Annotated in this window: 19 protein-coding genes; 7 read left to right on the top strand and 12 right to left on the bottom strand. The window is 67.1% G+C overall.

Translation table 11 applies throughout. The annotated features are described in order from the left end of the window. From ACT6XY_RS16895 to blaOXA, 5 genes are all read left to right on the top strand, one after another. A partial coding sequence (locus ACT6XY_RS16895) for an adenosylcobinamide-GDP ribazoletransferase (RefSeq protein ID WP_444749497.1) occupies positions 1–330 on the top strand: 330 nt, incomplete at its 5' end. Continuing rightward, positions 327–527, top strand: a complete 201-nt coding sequence (locus tag ACT6XY_RS16890; RefSeq protein WP_444749496.1) for a DUF1289 domain-containing protein — start codon at positions 327–329, stop codon at positions 525–527. The genes ACT6XY_RS16895 and ACT6XY_RS16890, both read left to right, overlap by 4 nt. Next, positions 524–1,240, top strand: coding sequence for a retropepsin-like aspartic protease family protein (locus tag ACT6XY_RS16885; RefSeq protein WP_444749495.1), 717 nt, complete (start codon positions 524–526; stop codon positions 1,238–1,240). The genes ACT6XY_RS16890 and ACT6XY_RS16885 overlap by 4 nt, the downstream gene beginning before the upstream one ends. A 70-nt stretch (positions 1,241–1,310) precedes the next feature. Continuing rightward, positions 1,311–2,834 (top strand): bifunctional metallophosphatase/5'-nucleotidase, encoded by a 1,524-nt coding sequence (locus ACT6XY_RS16880; protein WP_444749494.1) that lies wholly within the window; start codon positions 1,311–1,313, stop codon positions 2,832–2,834. A gap of 72 nt (positions 2,835–2,906) precedes the next feature. Continuing rightward, positions 2,907–3,722: a class D beta-lactamase gene (blaOXA, locus tag ACT6XY_RS16875; RefSeq protein WP_444749493.1), complete on the top strand. Its 816-nt coding sequence runs from the start codon at positions 2,907–2,909 to the stop codon at positions 3,720–3,722. An 11-nt stretch (positions 3,723–3,733) separates the two neighbouring features. Here the strand turns inward: blaOXA and ACT6XY_RS16870 are convergent, their stop codons facing one another. Next, entirely contained in the window at positions 3,734–4,597 is an 864-nt protein-coding gene (locus ACT6XY_RS16870; protein WP_444749492.1) for a sulfite exporter TauE/SafE family protein, read from the bottom strand. 264 nt (positions 4,598–4,861) lie between these two features. Here ACT6XY_RS16870 and ACT6XY_RS16865 point away from each other — a divergent pair, with 264 nt between their 5' ends. After that, entirely contained in the window at positions 4,862–5,113 is a 252-nt protein-coding gene (locus ACT6XY_RS16865; RefSeq protein ID WP_444749491.1) for a hypothetical protein, read from the top strand. 65 nt (positions 5,114–5,178) lie between these two features. Here the strand turns inward: ACT6XY_RS16865 and dusA are convergent, their stop codons facing one another. The 6 genes from dusA to ACT6XY_RS16835 form a co-directional block, all read right to left on the bottom strand. Next, positions 5,179–6,210 carry a tRNA dihydrouridine(20/20a) synthase DusA gene (gene dusA / locus ACT6XY_RS16860; RefSeq protein ID WP_444749490.1) on the bottom strand — a complete coding sequence of 344 codons (1,032 nt, stop codon included), beginning with the start codon at positions 6,208–6,210 and terminating at the stop codon, positions 5,179–5,181. A gap of 236 nt (positions 6,211–6,446) precedes the next feature. After that, positions 6,447–6,806 (bottom strand): hypothetical protein, encoded by a 360-nt coding sequence (locus tag ACT6XY_RS16855; protein ID WP_444749489.1) that lies wholly within the window; start codon positions 6,804–6,806, stop codon positions 6,447–6,449. Between the two features lie 452 nt (positions 6,807–7,258). Beyond that, complete coding sequence (locus ACT6XY_RS16850; RefSeq protein ID WP_444749488.1) at positions 7,259–7,579, bottom strand: hypothetical protein; 321 nt, start codon at positions 7,577–7,579, stop codon at positions 7,259–7,261. Beyond that, entirely contained in the window at positions 7,569–8,600 is a 1,032-nt protein-coding gene (locus tag ACT6XY_RS16845) for a hypothetical protein (RefSeq protein WP_444749487.1), read from the bottom strand. The genes ACT6XY_RS16850 and ACT6XY_RS16845 overlap by 11 nt, the downstream gene beginning before the upstream one ends. A gap of 38 nt (positions 8,601–8,638) precedes the next feature. Continuing rightward, positions 8,639–9,052, bottom strand: a complete 414-nt coding sequence (locus ACT6XY_RS16840; RefSeq protein WP_444749486.1) for a hypothetical protein — start codon at positions 9,050–9,052, stop codon at positions 8,639–8,641. 17 nt (positions 9,053–9,069) lie between these two features. Further along, positions 9,070–10,521: an FAD-binding oxidoreductase gene (locus ACT6XY_RS16835; RefSeq protein ID WP_444749485.1), complete on the bottom strand. Its 1,452-nt coding sequence runs from the start codon at positions 10,519–10,521 to the stop codon at positions 9,070–9,072. 116 nt (positions 10,522–10,637) lie between these two features. On the opposite strand from ACT6XY_RS16835, the gene ACT6XY_RS16830 reads away from it, so the two are divergent. After that, entirely contained in the window at positions 10,638–11,645 is a 1,008-nt protein-coding gene (locus tag ACT6XY_RS16830; RefSeq protein WP_444749484.1) for an alpha/beta fold hydrolase, read from the top strand. Positions 11,646–11,840: 195 nt separating this feature from the next. Here ACT6XY_RS16830 and ACT6XY_RS16825 read toward each other — a convergent pair whose 3' ends face one another. From ACT6XY_RS16825 to ACT6XY_RS16805, 5 genes are all read right to left on the bottom strand, one after another. Further along, complete coding sequence (locus tag ACT6XY_RS16825; protein WP_444749483.1) at positions 11,841–13,331, bottom strand: efflux transporter outer membrane subunit; 1,491 nt, start codon at positions 13,329–13,331, stop codon at positions 11,841–11,843. 191 nt (positions 13,332–13,522) lie between these two features. Next, entirely contained in the window at positions 13,523–14,890 is a 1,368-nt protein-coding gene (locus ACT6XY_RS16820; RefSeq protein ID WP_444749482.1) for an HlyD family type I secretion periplasmic adaptor subunit, read from the bottom strand. Then, positions 14,880–17,120, bottom strand: a complete 2,241-nt coding sequence (locus tag ACT6XY_RS16815; RefSeq protein ID WP_444749481.1) for a peptidase domain-containing ABC transporter — start codon at positions 17,118–17,120, stop codon at positions 14,880–14,882. Before ACT6XY_RS16815 ends, ACT6XY_RS16820 begins: the two co-directional genes overlap by 11 nt. Then, the gene (locus ACT6XY_RS16810) at positions 17,120–18,745 is read right to left on the bottom strand and encodes an ABC transporter transmembrane domain-containing protein (RefSeq protein WP_444749480.1); all 1,626 of its coding nucleotides are present in this window, start codon (positions 18,743–18,745) and stop codon (positions 17,120–17,122) included. Before ACT6XY_RS16810 ends, ACT6XY_RS16815 begins: the two co-directional genes overlap by 1 nt. 230 nt (positions 18,746–18,975) lie before the next feature. Further along, positions 18,976–24,375, bottom strand: coding sequence for a beta strand repeat-containing protein (locus ACT6XY_RS16805; protein WP_444749498.1), 5,400 nt, complete (start codon positions 24,373–24,375; stop codon positions 18,976–18,978). Positions 24,376–24,381 lie beyond the last annotated feature (6 nt).

Genomic DNA, 24,381 nt, shown 5'->3' with positions numbered 1-24,381 from the left:
GGCGCCGTGTCGCGCACGGTGGCGCTTGGCCTGCAGGTGCGCCTGCCGCCGGCCCGGGTGGAGGGCGTCGCCTATGCCACGGGGATGCCGCGCGAGGCGGACTGGTATCGCGCCCTCGCGATGGCGGCGGCGATTGCCATCCTCGCCGTTCCGGCGGGCGGCGTGTTCGGGGTCATCTGCGGTCTCGGCGTCGCAGGCCTCCTCCTGCTTCTGGCCATTCGCTTCGCCGATTCCCATGTGGGAGGGCAGACCGGCGACATCACTGGCGCCACCCAACAGGTGATCGAAATCGGCATGCTCCTCGCCCTGCTGGCCTCCGCCGCTCCATGAACGCGCTATCTCCGCCCCCGGCACTGGAGAGCCCCTGCATCCGGCTCTGCCGCATCGATCCTGTTTCCGGCCTCTGCCAGGGCTGCGCACGCAGCCTCGCCGAGATCGCGGGCTGGCTCGCCATGAGCGGCGAGGAGCGCCGCGCCGTCATGGCCGACCTGCCCCGCCGGCGGGCGGCCGGAGGCGACGGCGCATGACCTCCCGCACGACGCTCTGGATCCTCCTCTTTTCCATCCTGCTTCTCGGGCTGCTGGCGGCGGTGCGCTCCAGCGGCATTGCCGCCGGTAATCTCGACGCGGGCGATTGGGGCGCGCTCGTCGGCCTCTCCATGCTCGCCGCGCTGAGCGGCGCCAGCGTCCTCGGCATGTTCCGCGGCCGCGCCGGCGACGCGCTGCAGGCAGCGATCGCCTGGCTCGCCATCTTCGCCTTTCTCGGCGTCATCTACACCTATCGCTACGAGTTCGAGCTGGTGGCCCGGCGGGTGACGGGCAACCTCATCCCGGGCATGGCCATCGACGGCGTCACGGGAACGCGCGAGGTGACGGTGCCGCGCGGGGGTGGCGGCACCTATGTGGTGAGGGTGGCGCTGAACGGCGCGCGGGCGACGCCCATGCTCGTCGACACCGGCGCCTCGGCGCTGGTGCTGACCGAAGACGACGCCCGGCGTGCGGGTATCAAGATCGAGGACCTCTCCTTCTCCGTTCCCGTGCAGACGGCGAACGGCCCGTCGCTGACTGCCGCCACGACGGTGCAGATGGTCGCGGTCGGCCCGATCGTGGAGCGCAACGTCAGGGCGCTGGTGGCAAGGCCCGGCGCGCTGACGACCAGCCTCCTCGGCCACACCTTCCTCGACCGGCTGGAAAGCTACGAGGTGCGTGGCGGGCGCATGGTGCTGCGCGGCCGCAACTGACGGGTCTTGATGAGAGGTCTTGCCACAGCGGGGGCCCCGGCGGCATTGTCCGGCGCGCAACGAGGTCACGATGAGCCGCATCTCCCGCCGCGACACCCTGACAGCTGGCCTGGGAGCCGGCATCGCCGCCCTCGGTGGCAGCGCCGCCCCGGCACAGGGGCCCGCTGGCCAGGCCATGGTGACCCTTCTGCTGGTCAACGACATCTACAAGATGGGCGACGAGAACGGCCGCGGCGGGTTCGCCCGCCTCAACGCCATCGTCAAGGCGGAGCGGGCGCGCGGCGTGCCGCTGCTCTATGTCCATGGCGGCGACATGTTCTCCCCCTCGCTGATGTCGGGCTTCGACCAGGGGGCGCACACCGTCGAACTCTGCAACATCGCGCCGCCGGACGTCTTCGTGCCCGGCAACCACGAGTTCGACTTCGGCCCCGAGGCCTATGCGAAGCGGCGCCTGGAATCGCGCTTCCCCTGGTACGCATCCAACATGCGCGCCGCCGACGGCTCGCTCCTGCCAGGACACGAGGACGGCCGCATCATCGACTTCGGCGTGGTGAAGCTCGGCGTCTTCGGCGTCGCCCTGCCGAACACACCGGAGGTCTCCTCCACCGGCGACATCCGCTTCCTGCCCACCATGGAGACGGTGCGGCGTGAGGCGGCGCGGCTGCGCCGGGACGGCGCCGACCTCATCGTCTGCTGCACCCATACCGACCGCAAGGACGACGACGAGATCGTCCGTTCTCGCCTCGTCGACGTGCTGCTCACGGGACACGACCACGACCTCGCCATCACCTATGACGGGCGCACCGTCATGGTGGAGAGTTCCGAGGAGGGCTACTACGTCACCGCCGTCGATCTCACGCTCTCCCGGGTGACCGCCGAGGGCGTGACGCGCACGGTCTTCACGCCCGCCTTCCGGGTCAACGACAGCCGTCACGTGACGCCCGACCCGCAGACGCTCCAGCGGGTGCGGCAGTACGAACAGGTGCTGTCGGAGGAACTCGATGTGGAGATCGCCACGGTCACGGGCGAACTCGATACCCGCACCGCCTCGGTGCGCTCGGGCGAGCAGCCGATCGGCAATCTCGTCGCCGACGCCATGAGGGCCGCGACGGGGGCCGATATCGGCCTGACCAATGCCGGCGCCATCCGCGGCAACCGGATCTACCCGGCCGGCCACCGCTTCACCCGGCGCGACGCGCTGAGCGAGCTGCCCTTCGGCAACCGCACCGTGGTGGCCAAGGTGTCGGGCGCCGACATCCGGCAGGCGCTGGAGAACGGGGTGAGCCAGGTGGAGCAGCGCGCGGGGCGCTTTCCGCATGTCTCGAACGTGACGGCGGAGGTCGACGCGAAGCGACCGCCCGGCAGCCGCGTGGTCTCGGTCCAGGTGGGCGGTCAACCCCTCGACGACGATCGCGTCTACTCGGTCGCGACCAACGACTTCATGCTGCGCGGCGGCGACGGCTACACGATGCTGGGCCTGAGGGCGCCCGACAAGGACGTGCAGGGCAAGCTCGTCGCCTCGGACCTGATGACCCATCTGCGGGGTCTCGGAACCGTCGTGCCGCGGATCGAAGGACGCATCATCCTGAAGTGACGGACGGCTGCCGCCAGCGATCCGCCACGATTGGGGGCTAGGCGCGGCGTCCCTCGAGCCGGACGACGTGCCATGACCCCTTCCCTCTCCCGCCCGACCCGCCGCACGGTTCTCGCCATGGCGGCGGCCATCCCGTCCGCAGGAGCGCTGGCCGCGCCCGCCGCGGACCGGACCGAGATCCGGGCGCTCTTTCGTGAGCACAGCGCGAGCGGCACCTTCGTCCTCCTGGACGCGGCGACCGGCGAGACGACGCTGGCGGATGCAGGCCGCGCCGCGCGGCGCCTCGTGCCGGCCTCCACCTTCAAGATTCCCAACAGCCTCATCGCCTTCGAGACCGGTGCGGTGGCCGATGCCGACACCGTGCTGCCCTATGGCGGCGGGCGCACCATGGTGCCGGCCTGGGCGCGGGACATGTCGCTGCGCGAGGCCATGCCGATCTCCAACGTGCCGATCTTCCAGGAGGTCGCCCGCCGGATCGGTCTCGCACGCTACCGGGACTGGCTGGCGCGGCTCGACTACGGCAACCGCGACCCGGGAACCGTGGTGGACCGCTTCTGGCTCGACGGGCCGCTGCGCATCAGCGCGACGGAAGAGGCGCGGTTCAACGCGCGCCTGGCGCAGAAGGCGCTGGCGGCCTCGGAGCGCGCGCAGACGCTGGTGCACGACATCGTGCGGCTGGAGAGCGCCGGTGGCGCGACCCTCTACGGCAAGACCGGCTGGTTCGTGAAGCGCGGCGAGACGTCGATCGGCTGGTGGACCGGCTGGGTGGAGCGCGGCAGCCGCATCCACGCCTTCACGCTGAACATGGACATGCCCGAGATGGCCATGGCACCGAAGCGGCTGGACATCGGCCGCGCCGCGCTGAAGCGTCTCGGCGTCTACGGCTGAGGCGACAGACTTCAGCCGATGCCGCGGGTCACCAGGTCCCAGGTGAAGCGCAGGCAGACGATGAGCAGGAAGATGCCGAAGGAGAGCTCCAGCTTGCGCTTCGGCAGGGCGTGGGCGAGGCGCGCGCCGAGCGGGGCCGTCCACATGGAGGTCGGGATGAAGAGCAGGAACCCGATCAGCGAGACATAGCCGAGGGCGAAGGGGAACTGGATGGCGGCGACGCCGGGAAATTCCGCCGCCTTCGGCCAGCCGGCGTAGATGTAGCCGAGCGCGCCGGGAATGGAGATGAGGACACCGAGGCCCGAGGAGGTCGCCACCGCGTTATGGATCGAGCGGCCATAGGCCATCATGACGAGGTTGCCGAGCTGGCCGCCGCCGATGCCCATCAGGCTAGACAGGACGCCGATGATCCCGCCGGACGCGACCATGCCGGCCCGGCCCGGCATGCCGGTGCCGAAGTTCAGCTCCTTGCCGGTGAGCAGCCGCCATGCCGACAGGCCGGCGACGAAGACGAAGACCGCCTTGAAGACGGCCGGCGGCGCATAACGCGCCATCAACGAGCCGACGATGACGCCGATCACCACCGGGACAGCCCAGGCGCGCAGGATGTCCATGTCGACCGCGCCCTTGGCCTTGTGGGCTTGGAACGAGCGGATGGAGGTCGGGATGATGATGGCGAGCGACGTGCCGACGGCGAGCGCCATGCGCAGTTCGACCGGGACACCCACAACGCCGAAGAGCTCGTAGAGCACCGGCACGATGACCGCGCCGCCGCCGACGCCGAACACGCCCGCGAGGATGCCGGTGATGGCTCCGGCACCGAGAAGCCCGACGGCGAGAATGGCCAGCTGGTCGTAGGGAACGCCGAAGAACATGGGGGACATCCGCGCCGCAGGGAGCGCGCGACTTACTCCCTCATGGCCGGGCGCGGCAAGTCCCCGGGACGCGGAGCGGGCCTGCGGACGGGCCCGCTCCCTCCCCTTCCCGGCTGCAACATGGCGGATACAGGGGAAACGGTGGGCTGGCCCGGCGGCGTGCGGCTGCAAAGCGCGGGGCTCACAAGGGCGTCACAGGCGGACGACACCGGCGGCCGAGAGGGCCACCGGGCGCACCGCTCCAACACACCAGGAGACTGTCAGATGACCCGCTTCAAGACCCTCGCCCTCGCCGCCGTTCTCGCCTGCGCCGCCGGTGGCGCCATGGCCCAGACCGCCGGTGGCGGCGGCAGCGCCGGCGACGGCGGCGGCTCGATCGGCTACGACGCGCCGACCATGGCCATCCAGATCCCCGGCATCCCGCAGGCCCGCGTCGACGGCCAGCGCGACTCGGTGGTCATGTGCCGCTTCGAGGTGATCCGCGGCCACTACTGCGAGTCCGTGCGGACCCGCTGACCGACGCTCCGATCGCAAGACAGGGCGGCGCCTCACGCGCCGCCCTTTTGCGTCGTCTGCGCCCGTCAGGCCGCCATGTCACGCCCGGCCGGACGGTTCATGACGAGGTCCAGCGCGCCACGCAGCACCCGCGCATCGGCACCGGGCTTCACCGCCTCCACCGACAGGTGCCGGCGGAACTGGCGGGCGCCGGGAACGGCCTGGAACAGGCCGAGAATGTGGCGGGTCATGGCGGAGAGCCGCACGCCTTCGGCGAGCCGCGCCTCGACATAGGGAATGAAGGCCTCGATCGCCTCGGCGAGACCCGCGACCGGGGGCTCGGTGCCGAAGAGCACCGGATCGACATCACGCAGCAGCGCCGGGGACTGGTAAGCGGCGCGCCCGAGCATGACGCCGTCGAGGCACACCCCGTCGCGCGGCGCGAGCAGGACCTCCGCCTCGGCGAGAGAGCCGATGCCGCCGTTGATGGCGACGGGCACATGCGGCAGACGCGCCTTGAGGCGGAACACCCGGTCGTAGTCGAGCGGCGGGATCTCGCGGTTCTCGCGCGGCGACAGGCCCTGGAGCCAGGCCTTGCGGGCATGGACGATCAGGGCGTCTGCGCCTGCGGCGACAACGGCGTCGGCGAAGCGGTCGAGCCCCGTCTCCGGGTCCTGGTCGTCGATGCCGATTCGGCACTTGACGGTGACGGGCACGGCGACGGCGGCCTTCATCGCCGCGACCGCCCGCGCCACCTGATCGGGCACCGCCATCAGGCAGGCGCCGAACTGGCCGCCCTGGACACGGTCCGACGGGCAGCCGCAATTCAGGTTGATCTCGTCGTAGCCGAAGGCCTCGCCGATACGCGCCGCCTCGGCCAGGGCGACCGCATCGGCGCCGCCGAGTTGCAGGGCGACGGGATGCTCGGCCGGATCGAAACCGAGGAGGCGCTCGCGGTCCCCGTGGATCACCGCATTGGCGGTGACCATCTCCGTGTAGAGCAGCGAACGGCGCGTGAGGACGCGGTGGAAGAACCGGCAGTGCCTGTCGGTCCAGTCCATCATGGGCGCAACCGAGAACCGCCACGGGCAGAGGCTTCCGGACAACTCAGCGTTCATGCGGCTTTCCGTTATACGCACGTGGGTATCACCGATCATCGAGGCTACCACATACGGTAGGTTTGACGCTGCTCCCTACAAACATTGTTGGAGCCGCTGGGGCCGCCCTGGAGGGAGAGTGCCAATTGCATAGGGCGGCGGATGGGATCAAGGGCACCGAGCCCAGCGGGCGTTTCGATGCGAGACCGCGCAATGCCTCCACTTGCGCCCCGAATGAGTGAACGTCGCCGGTGTTCCTACTTCCGACGCCGCTTCATGCCGGCCGTCACTTTCGCCTGACCCGACTTCGGCCGCCGGCCGGCGAGCATTTCGCGGATCCGATTCTCAAGGTCATTGCCCGTCGACGACGAGCGCGTTGCGATCAGGTTCTGGTCCGCGAGAAAACGGGCGAACTGGTCGGTGGCGCGGCGTATCTGCTCTGAAGTGGGATTCTCGGCCGCTGCCATGAGATCGGCGATCGCGCCTTCCAGGACACCGCCTCTGGCCTTGCCGTAGTCCTTGGCGAGAAAGGTCGCGGCGTCGCGCAAAGTGCGGAATCGTCGCCGGCCGCTCGACAGCGCGATCGGCTCGGCCAGTTCCATATCCCACGACGCCATGACGCAACTCCGCACGCGAGTCGCGATTCAATCCAGCGAAGCCGAGGATGTTCCCCGAACGACCACGCCAGGTGGACGGCACGGCCTCGGGCTTCACGACGGGCAGAGCCGTGGGCGACGCGGCCGCCTCGCCGCCGACGATGAGGCAGGCTGAGAAGTCCGCGGTGGCGTCCAGCAGCCGGCGGAATCGTTCGACGCCGCGCTTGCGCATCACCGTCGGCACCGGTCCGTTGTCGTCGCTGGAGATGGCGACCATTGCGCCCACGGCGCGACCTTCCAGAGGGGTTGGGCCGTGCCCCACTGCCCGGGTCGGCCGGGAACCTTGGCGCCACCGCGGCGCTCGTCATCCTCCACCTCGCGCGAAACAGCTGGCGCCACATTCGCCACGAAGGGCCGTGCCGCTACGCGCCGGAGAGCCGGGGTGAACGCAACACCCAGCCGCGTGGGAGCCGTCAGCGAAGGCAGGACCCGCGGGTCGCCGGCAGCACGAGCCAGGCACCCGCCTTGTAGAGGTCGCGAACGAAACCCGGGCGGCCGGCGCCCTCGGCGATTGCCCCGTGGCCGAGACCCGCGACGAACTCGCCGCCCGCCGCCGTCACCGCCTCCAGCGCACGGGCCTGACTCGGCCCGATCACCACCACACGGCTCGTGGGCTGGAGCGTGAGCGTCAGCAGCGCGACGAAGACGAACCAGCCGGCGAGCGCGACCACAGCCAGCCTGGCAAACCTTGCAAAAGTCAGCCGCGCTGGCGCTGTCCCGCGGTCAGTAGTCATAGACGTGTTCCAGCACGACCGGCCCGGTCCTGGTCCGCGTCAGCAGATCGGGAAGGGTCCGCACCCCCACGGTCAGCCCGAGACGTTCGAAGCCCGGCCGAGACTGGATGGGAACGCGCAGGACGAGGTCCGTCTCCGCCAGCGCCGCGCTTCCGGCGGGCGCGATGACCGTCACGAAGATCTCCCGGTTGCCGGCAATCTCCACCACGCCGCGCTGGCGCTCCGCGAGGCCCAGCAGAACCTCCGTGAAAGCGCGGTAGCGTGGCGTCTCGATCACCGAGAGGCCATCGGCACGCCGCTCGACCACGCGGATCCGCGGATCGGCCAGCGCGTCCTGCTCGTCCAGTCCCGCGACGACGGTCCGGATCGTCAGCTTGGCCGGGGCAAGGCCCGCGGCGAGCCCCAGGACCTGCGCATAGATCGCTTTCACGCCATATTCCATCGACAGGGCGATACGGCGCTCGGTGGAGCGCACGAGGCTAACATCACCGAAAGACGTCTCCCGCCAGAAGCGCAGCAGGGTCGCGCCGAAGGGAAACTCGTACCAGGGCGTCTGGCGGAGGAAGGCGGCATAGGCATCGTTCACGTCGGCCGCGAAGAGATCCTCGGCCGTCGGCCGGGGGCCGCGCCACCAGGCGGCCATCCGGCCGATCGTGCTTTCCCAAACTCCCTTCACGGCCATCTCGGCCGTGAAGCTGAGGCCGATGACGTGCAGCATCGCCCGCATGTCGGTGGCGATGTCGCCGCGCGCCGATGCGACGCCGGACAGACTGCAGAGGCTCCTCCAGTAGCCTGTGATGCTGCCCACGTAGTCGAAGGCCGCCTCGCCGCGCGCGCGACCGACCTGCGCAAAATCCTCGTAGGCATGGACGATGGACCATTCGGGATAGGTCAGCCAGGTGTCGACGAGGGCGCGCCGCTCCTCCGGCGGCAGAAGCGCGGGCGTGGCATCGATCGTCACGCGCGGGCGCTGGCAGCTCGTCTCGATCCACAGGACCGGCGCCGCAGCCAGAACGACCACGAGTCCAAGTCCGATCGCCGCCTTGCGAAGCGCGCCCATCACGTGGCCGGTTGCCGTCGGGCGAGCACGAAGCCGGTGAAGGCGGCGAAGCCCCCGAGGGCGATGTGCGGCAGGTTCGCCAGGATCTTGAAGCCGAGGCCGAGGTTCAGCCAGCCATAGATCAGGATGCCGAGGTCGAGATAGCCGGAACCGGTGACGAGCCCCATCAGTCCATCCAGGAGATAGAGGGTCCCGAAAACCTTGAAATAGGTCTCGCTGGCCCGCCGCGACAGCGCCGCGGCGATGCCCGCCCAGGCGGCCGAGGCGAAATGCAGGGCGTCGTCATAGATGTCGAGCGCAAAGATGCCGAAAGCGCGCCCCTGGGCGTCGGTGAGGCCGGGCACGTAGTTGAGCGACGTCACGATGAGGAGAACGACGCAATAGGCGGCGGCGATCAGTCGGATGGGGTCCATGGAAAAGGCTTGCCCTTCTAGCCCGCGAAATAAGCGTCCCAGAGGCCGTTGCGGAACAACAGGCCCGGGTCGTAGTGGCGCTTGCGCTCGACGAAACGGTCGACGTTCGGATAGATCGCGCGCAGCTGGTCAGGCCGGGCATGCAATCGGTAAGGCAGGTAGTAGCTGCCGCCGATCGCGCCGACACGGTCGATGAGCTCTTCGGTGAGGCGGATCATGTCGGCCTCCCCCTCCCCCGTCATTTCCTGCGAGAAGGACATCACCGCGGCGATGCGGTCGGTCTTCGCATAGGCGAGGACACTGTCGTCATCGCGGGCGACGTAGCGAAGCGTCACGTTGAGGAACTCGGACCGTGCCTTCGGGATCACCTCCCGGCAGGCCACGAGGAAGTCGTTGAAGCGCTCGGGGGCCACGAAATACTCGTGCAGGATGTCGGTGCGCCGCTGGTCGCGGTTCTCGAGGTTGAGAACCGGCTCGTTCATCAGCGAGTTGCGGGTCGCGACGCCCGTGCTGGCGCGCGGCCCCGCCACGCTTTCGGCCCACCAGCGGAAGCTCTTGCCAGTCTCCGAGCCGACCTGCGCGCGATAGACGTGGCGCATCAGGCTGGACATCATCCCGCCGCCGCGATTGGCGGCCGGGATGCCGCCGGCCGGCGTCGGGCGCGGTCGCCATGTCGCCACCAGCGCCTCGCGGAAGAAGCTGCCGCGGGCGACGTTCAGCCGTCCATAGACCATCTTCACGCTGGGATCGGCGGTGAACGAGCTGACGAAACGCTCGGCGAAGCGCTCGGCGGGAAGCACCTCGTAGCGCGGCGCCATGAGCGTGTTCTCGACCATGTCGACGTCCAGGTCGATGATGGCACCGAACAGGCCATAGCCTCCCATGCAGAGCCGGAACAGCTCTTCGTTCTCGGTGCGGGAGCAGCGGACGATCTCGCCGTCGGCGAGCATGAGGCGGAAGCCGCGCACCGTGGTGCCGAAGGGGCCGTAGGGCGCCGGCCATCCATGAGCATTGACGCAGAACGTCGCCGCGACGCCGAAGTCGCTGTTGGACTGCATGACGGCCGGCGAGAACCCGATCTTGTCCAGACTGTCGATGACCTCGTGCCAGCGCATGCCGCCCTGCACGCGGAAGACCTTCGCGGCGCGATCCGGCTCGATGGCGCGGACGTCCATCGTCATGGCGGCCCCGTTGCGCGGCAGGCTCTGGCCTCCCATGGAATGGCGGGCGGCGCTGACCGAGACGGGGCGCCTGGTCTCGCGCGCGATCTTCAGCTGCTCGCGGAGCGCCGCGACGACCTTCGCCTCGTCCGTTTCACGGCTGACCCAATGGGAGAAGACCGGGGTGGCGCTCAGCCGGCTCGCATCGTTCAGGACCAAACGGCGGGCCTGCTGGGCGAGAGAGTCCCGGGGCAGCGCCGCCGCAACGCCGGTGGCGGTGAGGCCGGCCAGCACGCGACGACGAGACATTCGATGCCGCTCAGTCATGGATCGTGAACCTGCTTGCCATAGTCTCGCGCCAGAGTGGCCGGGCGCCTGTGTCTAATCGGTAAAGGCGAGTGCGCGGATGTGACGTTGGAAAGCCGATGAGACGGACCATCCTGAGACTGACAGCGAACATGGTTGTTTTGCTGTTTGCTCTTTTCGGAATTGTGTCGGCGTGGCTCATCGCGACCTATCTGCGGGAAACAGGCGATGCCGCCCGGGACGCGCCGCCCACCGGAGCTTTCGTCGCAACGGAACGGGGCCGGATCTTCACCCAGGCCGAGGGACCTGCCCCGGCCCGGCCCGTCATCTTCGTTCATGGCACGGCAGCGTGGAGTGGCTTCTGGCGCGGGACGATCACGCGCATCGGCGAGGCCGGTTACCGTGCCATCGCTATCGACCTGCCACCCTTCGGCTTCTCCGAGCGCGACCCGGCCGGTCGCTATGGCCGCCAGGACCAGGCGACGCGCCTCATCGCGCTGGTCGAAGCGATGGCGCCGGCACGGCCCATCATCGTCGGTCATTCGTTCGGCGCGGGACCCGTCATCGAGGCCGTCATGAAACGGCCCGACCTGTTTGCAGGCCTGGTCATCGTGGCCGGAGCCCTGGGCCTTCCCGAGGAGGGCCGGCCGCCGGCGCGGGATGACGGGATCGCCACCGCGCTGATCAGCCAACCCTTCATCGCCAACCTCGCCATTGCCGCCTCCGCTACCAACCCGTGGCTTACCCGCTACCTTCTCTCCACCATGATCCACCGGAAGGAGGCGGCGACGCCCGAGGTGGCCGATGTCCTGCGCCGGCCACAGAGGCTGGCCGGCACGACCCAGGCCTATGCCCAGTGGCTGCCGGTCCTGTTCCGCCCCGAACGCACGGCCCTGAGCGGCACCCCCGCAAACCTGCGCGCCTTGCCGGTGCCGACCGCCGTCATCTGGGGGCGGGAGGACACACTGACGCCCCTGCCCCAAGGCGAGCGCGTCGCTTCGCTGATCCCGGGGGCCACGCTGGACGTGCTGGACGGTGTCGGCCACATCCCACACCTGGAGGCACCGGCCTCCTTCGAACGATTGCTGTTGCAACGCCTGGAGGGCATGGCCCGTCCAGGCGGGTGATGTGACCATTGATCGTCGGGGACGCCTCAACCCGCCCGGACCAGAGACGGTCGGCGGCCTCACAATGGCCAGCAGACACCCGAAGACGTCACGTCGATCGGCCGTGGGCGCTGAGGCATGGCGACCTCACCCGACTGATTGTAACGGGCGTCATCACCAGGTTCCCTGCGGCGCCGAGCCTACACCCTACGGGGTTCAATTCGGCGTAGGCGTTTCAGTGATCGCCGGAAGGGGAGTACCTGTGGGCAGTTGCTGCTCCGTCGCGGGCAAATGCTGATGAATCAGGGTCACCGGCCGAATGACCGCCTCTGATCCTGCACCCAGCGACATATGCAACTGCACATAGGCCTTGGCGACTTGCTGGCGCCCCGTGACCAACTGCTCACGGCTTTGGGCCAGCGAACGCTCGACATCAAGGGCCTCGGCGTAGGTGGCGACCCCCAGGCTGAACGCCTGCGCGACGAGGCGCCCTGCGCGTTGGTTCGCTTCAACCGCCCGTTCCAATCGATCCACGGCGACCCTTGCACTGCGCAGACGGGCAATGGCGGTATCAACCTCGCCCACCGCGCTGGCGACGATGGATCGCCATTCCAGATGGCGGCTCTCGATCAAGGAACGCTGCGCTGCGAGATTGGCCCGAAGCCGCGGCAGATCAAGCACGGGAATGGTGATCTGTGGGCCCAAAGAGGCTCCAAATCGTCCGGCCGTACCCACATGGGCGGCCAGTTCGGAAACGCTGATCGTGCCGTTGATGGAGATGCTCGGGTACAGCAACGCCTCGGCGACGCCAGCGTCTGCCGTGGCAATCGCCAGGGCACGCTCCGCCCGGCGAACATCGGGCCGACGGCGAAGCAGATCTGCCGGCTGACCGGTCCGTTCGGAGCGGTGGGGAAGCAGGACGCGTATCTGCGTCCGCAGTTTTGCTTCGATCTGGGGAGCGGGTTCATCGAGGAGAACCGACATCCGATTGACGGCATTCTGGAAGCCGGCCGCAAAGGTTGGAACCTGAGCCGCTGTCGCATGCATCAAGGCTTCTGCGCGGGCCACCGCGAGAGAGGTGCCTTCACCGCGATTCAGGCTCTGCCGCAGCGTTGCGACGAGCCGTTCCTGTGACCGCAGATTTTGTCGTGCCGCGAGATCACCTTCCAGAAAGGCGGACGCATCCACAACGGCGTCGACCATCTCGGCGATAAACTGCAGCTTTGCTGCTTCCACATCGATCATGGCGACGTCGAGGGATGCCGAGCCCGACTCCCTCTGTCGCCGAAACCGCCCGAAAAGGTCGATCTGCCAGGCCGCGGTTGACGAAAGCCCGGCCTGGACCACGCTGTTCCGTCCAAACCGGTCAAGGACTGCGCGGCCGGCCGCACCTTCGCCGCTTGCCTGCGCGGAGCCGCTCCATGGGGTCGCAACCACCGAGTCCAAACGAGCACGCGCCTCGACGACGCGCTGCAACGCCTGCTGGATCCGCAGGTTCTGGGAAAGCCCGCGGTCAACGAATTCGTCGACGACCGGGCTTGCAAAGGCCTTCCACCAATGTGAGTCGGGGTCCCGGGGCGTACTCGAACGAGCCGAGTGATAGCGATCTGCAAAAACAGCGCCCGGGGCGCGATGATCGCTCCCCACCGTGCAGGCCCCAAGGGCTGCCAGGAGCGGCAGCACAAAAATGACATTGCGAGAACGCACCGCCGCGATCGTCCCTTTTTACTGGTACGACGTGGTAAACCCGCGGTGTAAAAATACCGTTAAGAGGCTCTTAACGGGCGGTCGGGCTGGTGCAATAGAGCCTTCTGCAACGCGTGTCGCAGTTCACCACCCGGACCTTCCCGGTACTGGCGACAAATTCCGCACGTCCTCGCCTGCAAGACTTCGCCCGTTCATCGTTCCGACAAGGCGGACGAAAAGGCTGCATGAACAGGCTTCAGCAGATAGGCCAGCAGCGTCTTCTGCCCTGTCCTGATGTCGGCATTCACCACCATTCCCGGATGGACCTTCATGTTCGCGCTGGCAGGGCCGACATGCTCGGCTTCCAGGCGGACACGAACGCGGAATATGGGCGGCAAATTCGGACGCTTCAGGCTCGTGGGAGAGACGGCTTCCACAGTTCCGGGAATCCCGCCGAAACGGGCGAAGTCGAAGGCGGAGACTTTGACCAGGACAGGCATTCCCGGCCTGATGTGTCCGACATCGTCTGGCGACACTTCGACTTCAGCAAAGACCGCAGTCTGATAGGGGACGATCTCGGCAACCGCCCCCCCGGGTGCAATCACCGCTCCGGAACTGCGCGCGCTCAGCTGATTGACAAGCCCGTCAACAGGGGAGCGGATCACGAGGCGCTGGAGCCGCTCGTCAAGACGCAACTCGGCACTGGCCGCATCGGACAGGTCGACCCTCAGCTTCAGGATCTCCAGGAAGGCGTCCTGCCGCGCCTTCGCAATGATCTCGGCATGGCGCGCAAGCGCCTGATCGACAGCGCTTTCGGCACCGGCGAGCTCGTTGGATGTGCGGGCGAGTTCCGATTCGAGGCGCACGCGATCTCTGCGCAGGGCTTCGATTTCCGGCAGGCGGACAATTCCGGCGCGCAGCATCGGCTCGCGACGCGAAATGGAAGCGCGCACGTCACCCAGTTCTTCCGACAGCTTTTCTTTCTTGATCTTGGCCGCCCCCAGCGCCTGCCGGCGGCTTTCGATTTCGGCGAGCGCTGCGCGCAGCTGGGCCGCTCTTGTCTCGACCTGCGCATCCAGGGATGCCCGCTGATCGCTGACGCCGCCGATCACGCCGAGGTCTGGTGGCGACAGCGCCCGTCCTTCCGCGAAGTCCTGGAGGCGCCCGATCGAGCCCTCGATCGCCATCCGGCGCGCGCGCGCATGTTCAAGCTCGGATCTCACGGCAGCATCATCGAGCGCCAGAATGGGATCTCCCAACCTGACCCGCTGCCCCTCGCTGGCAAAGAGCTTGGCGACCCTGCCGCCTTCCAGATGCTGGAGCGGCTGCACGAACCCATCGGGGAGTATCTCCCCCCGCCCCACCGCAATCTCGCGCAATGGAGCGACAGCTGCCCAGGTGAAGAAGCCGACGACAGCGAGGACGGCAGCGGCCACCGTGAGGCGCGCGAGGATGGGCGGCGAACGCTCCTCGATCTGGAGCACCGGGGTCAGGTAACGCGCGACTTTGCCATTGACCGGCCTGCTCGGCACGAGGGCCTGTCGTGGGGCACGGTCGATGGTGGCTGACTCAAGCGGCATCGCCGAGCATCCTTTCGAGCTTAGGAAGGACCTGATCGGGAGGAGCGATACCAATGATGCGGGCGCGATCGACCACTGCCACCTTGTCGGCCAGGGCCGCATGGCTCGGGCGATGCGTCACCATGATGACCGTTGTCTTGCCCTTGAGCCTCTTGAGCGTGGCCACGAGCGCCGCGTCGAGCTGGGGGTCGAGTGACTGGGCAGGCTCATCGAGAAGAAGCAACCGCGGTTGCCGCAAGAGCGCCTGGGCAAGGGCCAGGCTTTGCCTGAGGCCTTCGGAGAGGGTGTTGTGGTCTGCGTCCGACATCGGCGTGTCGAGGCCCTCGGGGAGGAGTTCGATCGCCTCAAGCGCCCCCACATCGGCGAGCACGGCCTTGATCTCGCCGAGCGGCACGGCGGGTGCCGCCAGGCGGATGTTCTGGATGATGGACCCTTGGAAGAAGGTTGCCGACTGCGGCACATAGCCGATGGCAGCACGCGCCGCGGCCGGCTCGAACTGCTTCAGATTGACCCCGTCGAGAGACACGCTTCCCGCCTGCGGCTGGATCAACCCGAGCATGATGCGAAGCAGCGTGCTCTTGCCGGCCCCCGACGCCCCCATGACCGCCACGAGCTCGCCCGGCTGGACGACGAGGTTGACACCCGCCACGGCCGGTTCGCTGGCGCGTGGATAGCGGTAGCCCACGTCGGTCAGCTTGAGTTCGCCGGAAATCTGCTTCTGCCAGGGAAACACCAAGGCTCCCGATCCCTCCGCCCGGAGGGCCATGAACTGGTTGAGCTGGTTCAGCGACTGGGCGATCTCGCTCAGGCGAATGGCGGTGAGAAACAATTGCTGCAGCGGGGCCAGCAGCCGCCAGACCAGCATCATGCCCGCGACGAGGCCGCCGATGGTCAGTTGCTCCGCGAAGACGAGAGCCGTTCCGAACGTGATCGTGGCAACCCCCGCGAGGGGAACGGCCATCTGGGCCAGGCTCTGCAGCAGCGACGACAGGTAGACGACCCGCTTCTGTGCGAGGGTGGCTGCAGCCGAGGCGGCCTCCAGACCCCTGCCCCACTGATCCACGGCCCGGGCGGCGCGGATGGCGCGCATATGGGAGAAGGTGTCGAGCAGCATGGCCTGCCTCTCGGCCGCCAGCCTTCCCGACTCGCCGGACCTGCGCCGCAAGGCCGGCAGCACCGCCGCACCGACCGCCAGGAACACGACAGCGACCACAATGGGGCCGATCATCAACTGGGGGGCAAGAACGAGGAGGCCGATGATCACCATCAGCATGAACGGCAGTTCCAGCGCGATGGCGAGCAGCGGCCCGCTGAAGACCTCGCGGAGATTTTCGAACTGGGTCAGCTTGGAGACTTGCGCGCCCGTCGGGAGGGTCGCGGTCGTTTCGAACGGCAGACTGAGCAGCTTGGCGAACACATGGGTCGAGACCAGAAAATCGATCCGGCCTGACAGGAAGCCGATGATGCGGGCCTTGACCGAACGCAGCACGACTTCGAGCAGGCCGGCGATCAGCACGGCGATGATGACCGCCACGAGCGTATCGAAGGCCCGGGCGGGGATGATGTTGTCGTAGAGCACCATCATCGCGAACGGCGATACGAGGCTCACCAGGTTGATGAGCAGGGTGAGGAACAGCAGCAGTCCCAGCGAACCCCGCAACCGCCAGACGAGGTCGCCGAGGAAGGAGCGATTGCCCTGCGCCTCGCCGAGGGCGCCCTGACCCTGAACGAAAGTCAGGGCGTCTCCCGTCAGGCTGGACAGAGGTGCCTGTCTCCGCAGGCCTTCGGCGGTGATCAGGTCGGCCGTGTTCCCAGTGATCGCGGTGACGATGTCGACGGCGCCGTCGCCGCGAACGATCGCCACAGGACACAAGCGTGTATCCAGTGCAGCAAGGCCATGGCGCCAGGGGCGGGTCGGCATGCCGAGGCGCGCGAGCACATCGAAGAGGGATATGTCGTCAAACACACCGCCGTCGTGTGGCAGTGCTTCCGCAAGGACGCGGTTGGAGCCGCGCCAATCGAGAAGGCGCAACAGGATCGGCAATGCCGACAGGGCCGGCCCGTCCATGGGCCCCGTTCCAAAAGCACCGCCGCGAAGCTGATCCTCCAGCCCGCGATAATAGCCCTCGTGATCGCTCTTTGCGCTTTCGGGCGCCTCCAGCCGGCTGCGCAGGTGCTGCAGCAGCCCCCGCGCCGTCCCATCACTTGGCCTCGACGCTGACGAGGTCATCACGCGAGCTTCTCTTCAAGCGGTCTGCCAACGTCCTCGTGAACGCTGCCATCGGCGATGTGCAGCCTGCGATCGGCGAGCGAGAGATAGGACGGCCGATGGGTCACAAGCACAATCGCGGCATGCGGCTTCTGGGTCTCCAGATAGGCCCTCAGCTTCATGTCGGCGGCGCGATCGAGGCCCTTGTTGGCCTCATCGAAGAGAATGATGCGCGGTGAACCGAGCAGGCCACGCACGAGCGAGACCTGCTGCGCGATGGAACTGGGGATCAGCGTCTGGCCGGCCCCTGTCACCTGCACGGTCAGGCCCTCGGGCTTGGTACCGAAGAACCGATCAAGGCCGAACGCGACGCTGAGCTCGATCGCCTCCTCGATATGATCTTCCGGCGCAAAGCAGGTCAGGTTCTCGATCACGGTCCCTGTCAGCAGGGGCGCCCGCTGCGGGAGGAGAGCGATCTGCTGCCTGACCGCTTCCGGATCGAGGATTTCGCGGCTCACGCCATTGACGAGAACCTGACCGCGCGTCGGCCGCATCAGTCCCGCCAGGAGGTTGAGGAGCGCGGTCTTGCCCGATCCTGCGGGGCCCGTCAGAGCGATCGTCTCGCCGACCTTGAGTTCGAAACTCACATTCCGCAACAGGGGCTCGCCGGCATTGGTGTCCAGCGATACACCTTCGAGGGCGAGCGTCTGGATCGGTCCGGGGTCGCGGTGCCCGGCGGGAGCCAGCGGCAGCGAGAGCATCGCCTGGTAACGCCGCTCATAATCGGCGGCCTGGAGCGCACCGGCGAGGTGTCCCTGCAGATTGACCACCGGCTGGACGGCCCGGCTGGCCAGGATGACGCAGGCGGCGAGGGCTCCGACGGTCACAGTGCCCTGGATCACCAGGACGGCGCCCGCCGCCCCCACCACGGTGGAAACCAGATTGAGCAACATCGCGTTGAGGCCGGCGCCCGACTGGCTCAGGACCGTCACGTCATGTCCGCAAACGCTGGACGACCGCACCAGGTTTTCGTAGCGGCGCGTGATCAGTGCCTCCAGCCCCAGGCTCTTGATGGGCTCGAGAGCCTCGAGGCTATGGATGACGAATGACCCGCGCTCACCCTCGGCCTGCGCACGGACTTCGACAGCCTTCCTGAGCCGCCTGGCGGAAACGGCGCCGGTGAGATGAACCACAAGGATCATGCCGACGGTGACGGCCGCAAGAATGACGGAGACCCAGGCGATAACGGCGAGGAACACGGCGATGAACGGCAGGTCGACGAAGGCGACACCACTCTCGCCGACCCTGCGTTCCCGCAGACGGTCAATGGCGGACATCAGTTCGAGGTGGCGTCCCGGCGAGGTCCGTTCGATGCCGTCGAGGTCGCATACCAGCGCATGGCGAATGGCGGCGATGCGCATGCGGTGTTCATAGACCGATCCTGCCCAGCCGAGGATGGCCGCCCGCGCGGCGCGGACGGCGAATTCGAGGACGACTGCGAGAAAAAGGCCGAGGCCGAGGACGACGAGGCTCGCCATGGCCTGGCGCGGAATGATCCGGTCATAGACCTGCAACAGCACCATGGGCAGGGCCAGCCCGAGCACGTTGACGACAACTGTCGAGGCGAGGATCTCGACATTCGCCATTCTCGGGAGACGGTTCTCCTGCGCAACGCCGGACGCCATAACGCAACCATACCTGAGCGGAGCAACCGCAGGAGACCTAACGTAAAGACGCAGAGTTAATTGCAGTTTAATCGCGTAATATGCGTCGTGGTGCTCTGAAGGGCCGCGGGTGCAATTTTTTGAGCATCGCGCCACCACCCTTCAAGTCATTCCTCTGTAAAACAATTATCGATACTATTTGGCCATCAGTGTCACCAGATGATCCGCTCGATGCCGGAGAAATCGACCCGATCACCGTTCCCGTAGAGAATGCGCCCCGACGCATCGGCAGACAGGATGATTTCGCTTGCATTTTGGCTGGTTATGCTCGCACCGGAGTCCAGTTCGAGGGTGAACGTGCCGGGCGCCATGCCTTCCATCTCGATGGTATCGATCCAGCCGCCACCCGTGCCGCCACTGATCGAATCCCGATCGTCACCCACGGCCAAAGTGAACCAGTCTGACCCGCCGCCGCCCGTCAGGGTGTCGTCGCCATTGCCGCCTCGGAAGCTGTTGGCATCGGCGTTGCCGACCAGCGTATCGGCGAAGGCGGATCCGGTGACGTTCTCGATACTGACGAGCGTATCGCCCTGGGCATCGCCGCCGACCCCAGCCGCTCCTGTCGCCAAGTTGATTGTCACACCCGCGCTCGAGGCGGAATAGTCCACGGTGTCGATGCCGGCGCCGCCGTTGATCGCGTCGCTGCCGCCGTTGCCGACGAGCATGTCATTGCCGTCGCCGCCAGATATCTGGTCGTTGCCGTCGCTGCCGTAGATGGAATCGTCGCCGCCGCCGCCCGAGAGGGTGTCCCCTGTCTGACCGAGACCGTAGATGACATCCGAAAGAGCCGTCCCCGTGATCGTATCGGCACGTAGCGTTCCGAGGTGGATGCCGATCGTTTCCGAATAGCTTTCGCCGCCGCTGCCCGTGACGCGGACGGTCACTGTATCCGAGAACACAGTGCCAGTATGTCCGCCGACGTTGGTAAAATAGGCGATCGTGCCGTCTGATCTGCCGACGAGAAGGTCGAGATCACCGTCTGCATCGATGTCGCCCACGTCGACATTGGAAAGTGTGCCGACGTTGACCAGGCCGAACGGGTTCATCGTCGCGACGAAATTGGGAGCAGTGGGGGAGCCGGTGTTCTGAAAATAGCTGAATTGCCCATCCTCCCGGCCGACGAGTGCGTCCAGGTCGCCATCATTGTCAAAATCAGCGAAAACCGGCGCGGCATCGTCACCCACTTCGGACAGGCCCAAGAGGTCCTGACCGACATAGGTGAAGGCAGGACTGGACGCACTACCAGTGTTCTGGAAAATGCGGAAGTTTCCTAAACTGTTGCCAATGATGGCATCCTGATCGCCGTCACTGTCAAGGTCAGCAAACGTGATCGCAGTGTTGGAACCGGCGTCCGACAGACCGAACGGGTTTGTCACCGCCGCAGCGAAGCTAGGACTGGAGGCCGTTCCGACGTTCTGGAAATACTGGGTATTGCCATTGCTGTCGGAGACAAAGGCGTCCATGTCGCCGTCATTGTTGATGTCGACAAACGTGATGTCGCCGTGAGCGGCGTTGGTGTTCAGCGTGAACGGATTGTGCTGCTGGAACACATAGACCGGGTTCTCCGCGGTGCCTGTGTTGCGATAGTAGGCAACCCCCGCGGCTTCACGACCGACGAACAGGTCCAGATCACCATCATTGTCGATGTCGACCAGTTCGGGCTTGCTAAAATTGCCCTGGTCGATCCCGTTGAACGGATTGAGGCTGCCGGTGCGCTGCACGAACTCGGGGAGACCACCGGGAACGTCGTGGGCGCTGGTGAGTGAAATCTCGCCCGTACTGGCATCGATCGTGAAGGCGCCGCCGGCATTGTCGGTGAGGCTGAAGGTGAACGTGTCGCCCGCAACGGGAGACGACACGCTGCTCACGGTGGCAATCGCGGTGTTCGCGGTCAGTCCGATGCTCGAATTGTTGGCGAGTTGGGCCACCTCCGCGGCGGTGAGATCGTCCCGATGGATCGTGACGTCGGCAATGGCTCCATCGAGCGAATCGTCGCCGCCGAAGCTGCTTGCTCCAAGCCGGTAAACCCCGTTTCCGTCGAGAACCGGGGTCGCGCCCTGGGCCTCCGCCAGCAGCAGGCCGTCCTTGTATATCCGCATCACGCCGGTTTCGCTGACCGTGAAGGACCAATGGGCCCATTCACCGTCCTGGATCGCGTCCGCGGCGACGACACTGTAATACGTGCCGTTCACGATGACCTCGAGCCGCATGTCGTCGGTGTTGAAGACCTGGCCGCCGTTGATCGTGTTGTTGGTATTGCCGAAGTCGAACAGGCGTTGCCACTCCCGGGTGCCGCCATCGACATTGTCCATTCTCGCATACATTGACACCGAGATCGCCCCGGAATGGGCAAAGGGTGTCAGCTGTGCCTGTGCTCCCGCATTGGTCGTTCCACCGGCCAGGTTGATGGCGGACCCCACCGGCGCCGAAGTCCAGCCGGCTCCGTTGAGGAGGGTGAGGGTTGCGCCACCGTTCAGCGACGCGGCGGTGGTCCCGGTGCCCTCGTCGAGGGCGAAACCGACCATCAGGTCTGGGTGATCTGCGGCCTGGGGGCCGACGAGCGTTCCGCCACTGGTCGTCGCGAGCGAGCTGTTGCCATCGAACGCGATATCCGTCGGCGCCTCGTTGATGTTGTTGACGGCGATCGTGAAGACCCGCGAGAAAGTATGTCCGGCCCCGTCATTGACCTGCACCGTGACCGTATGGGACGTCGCAGCCTCGAAATTGGTCTCCAGGCCGGGCTTCACGATGATCTTGTCGCCCGATATTTCGAACAGGCCGCTGGGATCGCTGGTCAGCGTGTAGGTGAAACTGTTGCTGGCATCGGCGTCGGTGGCCGAAAGGGTGCCGGCGATTTGCCGGGTGTCCCAGCCCCCGCTCGGCGGCGCGAAGCTGATGGGCGCATCATTCGAATTCACCTGCGCCCAGTTGCCGAATATGTATGGCGAGCCGGTGCCTTGCGAGCCCGCGAGGCTGGTCGACCCGACCGTGACGTCCCTGACGTAGAAGTTCGTGTCGTAGCCGGTCGTCGGGTCCCAGCTGTCATTGAGCAGCCGGAAGGAGATCGAACCGGGATCGGTCACCCCGAGCGGGAGGTTGAGCGTAAAGGTCTGCGCGGCGGCCTCGAGGTCCGACAGGTCGGAATAGCCCTGGGTGCGGGTATCGTGGGCGTTGGTCAGTTGCACGATGCCGAGCGAGACGCCGTTGGCGAACACTTCGACCAGCGGGGGATCCAGGTCCTTTTCGCCGGCCAGCGTAAAGGTGATCTTGCCGGTGCGCTCCTCGTTGATGCCCGTGCTGGCGAGGGAGATATTCGTCGGCGTCTCGTCGTTGAGGTCGTTCACGCCGATATTGAACGTCTGGCTCGCAGTCGAGCCGTCGGCTGATGTGGCTCGGACGGTGATCGCGTGGCTGGCGCTAGTCTCGAAATTCAGGGCCCCTGCCACCGTGACGACGCCCGTGGTGGCGTCGATGGCGAAGCGACCGCCGGCATTGTCGGTGAGCGCGTAGGTGACACCGGAGTTCGTGGCATCGCCGTCGGAGGCGAAGGCGGTGACGCCGACCGTCGTCCCGGCCGCAGCGTTCTCCGCGATGCTGTTGGAGGCTACGTCCGCATCGACAGGGGCCGTCACATCGAACTCGTCGACGTCATTGATGGCGATGCTGTAGCTCTGGGTCGTGGTCGAGCCGTCGGCCGAGGTAGCGCGGACGGTGATCGCCTGGGTCGCCCCGGCCTCGCGGTCGATGGCCCCGGCCACCGTGACGACGCCGGTGGTGGCGTCGATGGCGAAGCGGCCGCCGGCATTGTCGGTGAGCGCGTAGGTGACACCGGAGTTCGTGGCATCGCCGTCGGAGGCGAAGGCGGTGATCCCGACCGTCGTGCCGATGGCGGCGTTCTCGGTGACGGCATTGGCCGCGGCATTGCTGTCGCTGACGGGGGCGACGTCGAACTCGTCGACGTCCGTGACCGCAATGGCGAACGACTGCGTCGCGGCCGAGCCATCCTGCGAGGTCGCCGTGACCGCGACGGTGATCGCGCTCTCGCTCTCCCGGTCGAAGCTAGCTCCGGCCGCAACGCTCACCTCACCGGTGGCGGCGTCGATCACGAAGCGGCCGCCGGCATCGTCGGTGAGCGAGTAGGTGACGCCGGAGTTCGTGGCATCGCCGTCGGAGGCGAAGGCGGTGACGCCGACCGTCGTGCCGATGGCGGCGTTCTCGGTGACCGCATTGGCGGCGGCATTGCTGTCGCTGACGGGGGTGACGTCGAACTCGTCGGCGTCCGTGACCGCGATCGCAAAGGACTGTGTCGAGGCCGATCCATCCTGCGACATCGCCGTCACCGCCACGGTGATCGCGCTCTCGCTCTCCCGGTCGAAGCTCGCTCCGGCCGCAACGCTCACCTCTCCGGTGACGGCATCGATCACGAAGCGGCCGCCGGCATCGTCGGTGAGCGAGTAGGTGACGCCGGAGTTGGTGGCATCACCATCCGATGCAAAGCCGGTGATCCCGACCTTCGTCCCGGCCGCGGCGTTCTCCGCGATGCTGTTGGGGGCCACGTCCGCATCGACAGGCGCCGTCACGTCGAACTCGTCGACGTCGTTGATGGTGATCGTGTAGCTCTGGGTCGTGGTCGAGCCGTCGGCCGATGTGGCACGGACGGTGATCGCCTGGGTCGCCCCGGCCTCGCGGTCGATGGCCCCGGCCACCGTGACGACGCCGGTGGCGGCGTCGATGGCGAAGCGCCCGCCGGCATCGTTGGCGAGTGAGTAGGTGACCCCGCTGGTCGTGGCATCACCATCCGATGCGAAGGCGGTGATCCCGACCTTCGTCCCGGCCGCGGCGTTCTCCGCGATGCTATTGAGGGCCACGTCCGCATCGACAGGCGCCGTTACGTCGAACTCGTCGACGTCCGTCACCGCAATCGCAAAGGACTGCGTCGAGGCCGACCCGTCCTGCGAGGTCGCCGTCACCGCCACGGTGATCGCGCTCTCGCTCTCCCGGTCGAAGCTCGCTCCGGCCGCAACGCTCACCTCACCCGTGGCGGCATCGATCACGAAGCGCCCGCCGCCATCGTTGGCCAGGCTGTAGGTGATCCCGCTGGTGGTCGCATCGCCATCCGATGCAAAGCCGGTGATCCCGACCTTCGTCCCGGCCGCGGCGTTCTCCGCGATGCTGTTGGCTGCGGCATCCGCATCGACAGGGGCCGTCACGTCGAACTCGTCGACGTCCGTGACCGCAATGGCGAAGGACTGCGTCGCGGCCGACCCGTCCTGCGAGGTCGCCGTCACCGCCACGGTGATCGCGCTCTCGCTCTCCCGGTCGAAGCTCGCTCCGGCCGCAACGCTCACCTCACCGGTGGCGGCATCGATCACGAAGCGCCCGCCGCCATCGTTGGCCAGGCTGTAGGTGATCCCGCTGTTGGTCGCATCGCCATCCGATGCAAAGCCGGTGATCCCGACCGTCGTGCCGATGGCGGCGTTCTCGGTGACGGCATTGGCCGCAGCATTGCTGTCGCTGACCGGGGAGACGTCGAACTCGTCGGCGTCGTTGATGGCGAT

Origin of the sequence: Phreatobacter sp. (genome assembly GCF_052440005.1) — a bacterium.
Classification (GTDB): Bacteria; Pseudomonadota; Alphaproteobacteria; order Rhizobiales; family Phreatobacteraceae; genus Phreatobacter.
This window is presented reverse-complemented; position numbering and strand designations above follow the sequence as displayed.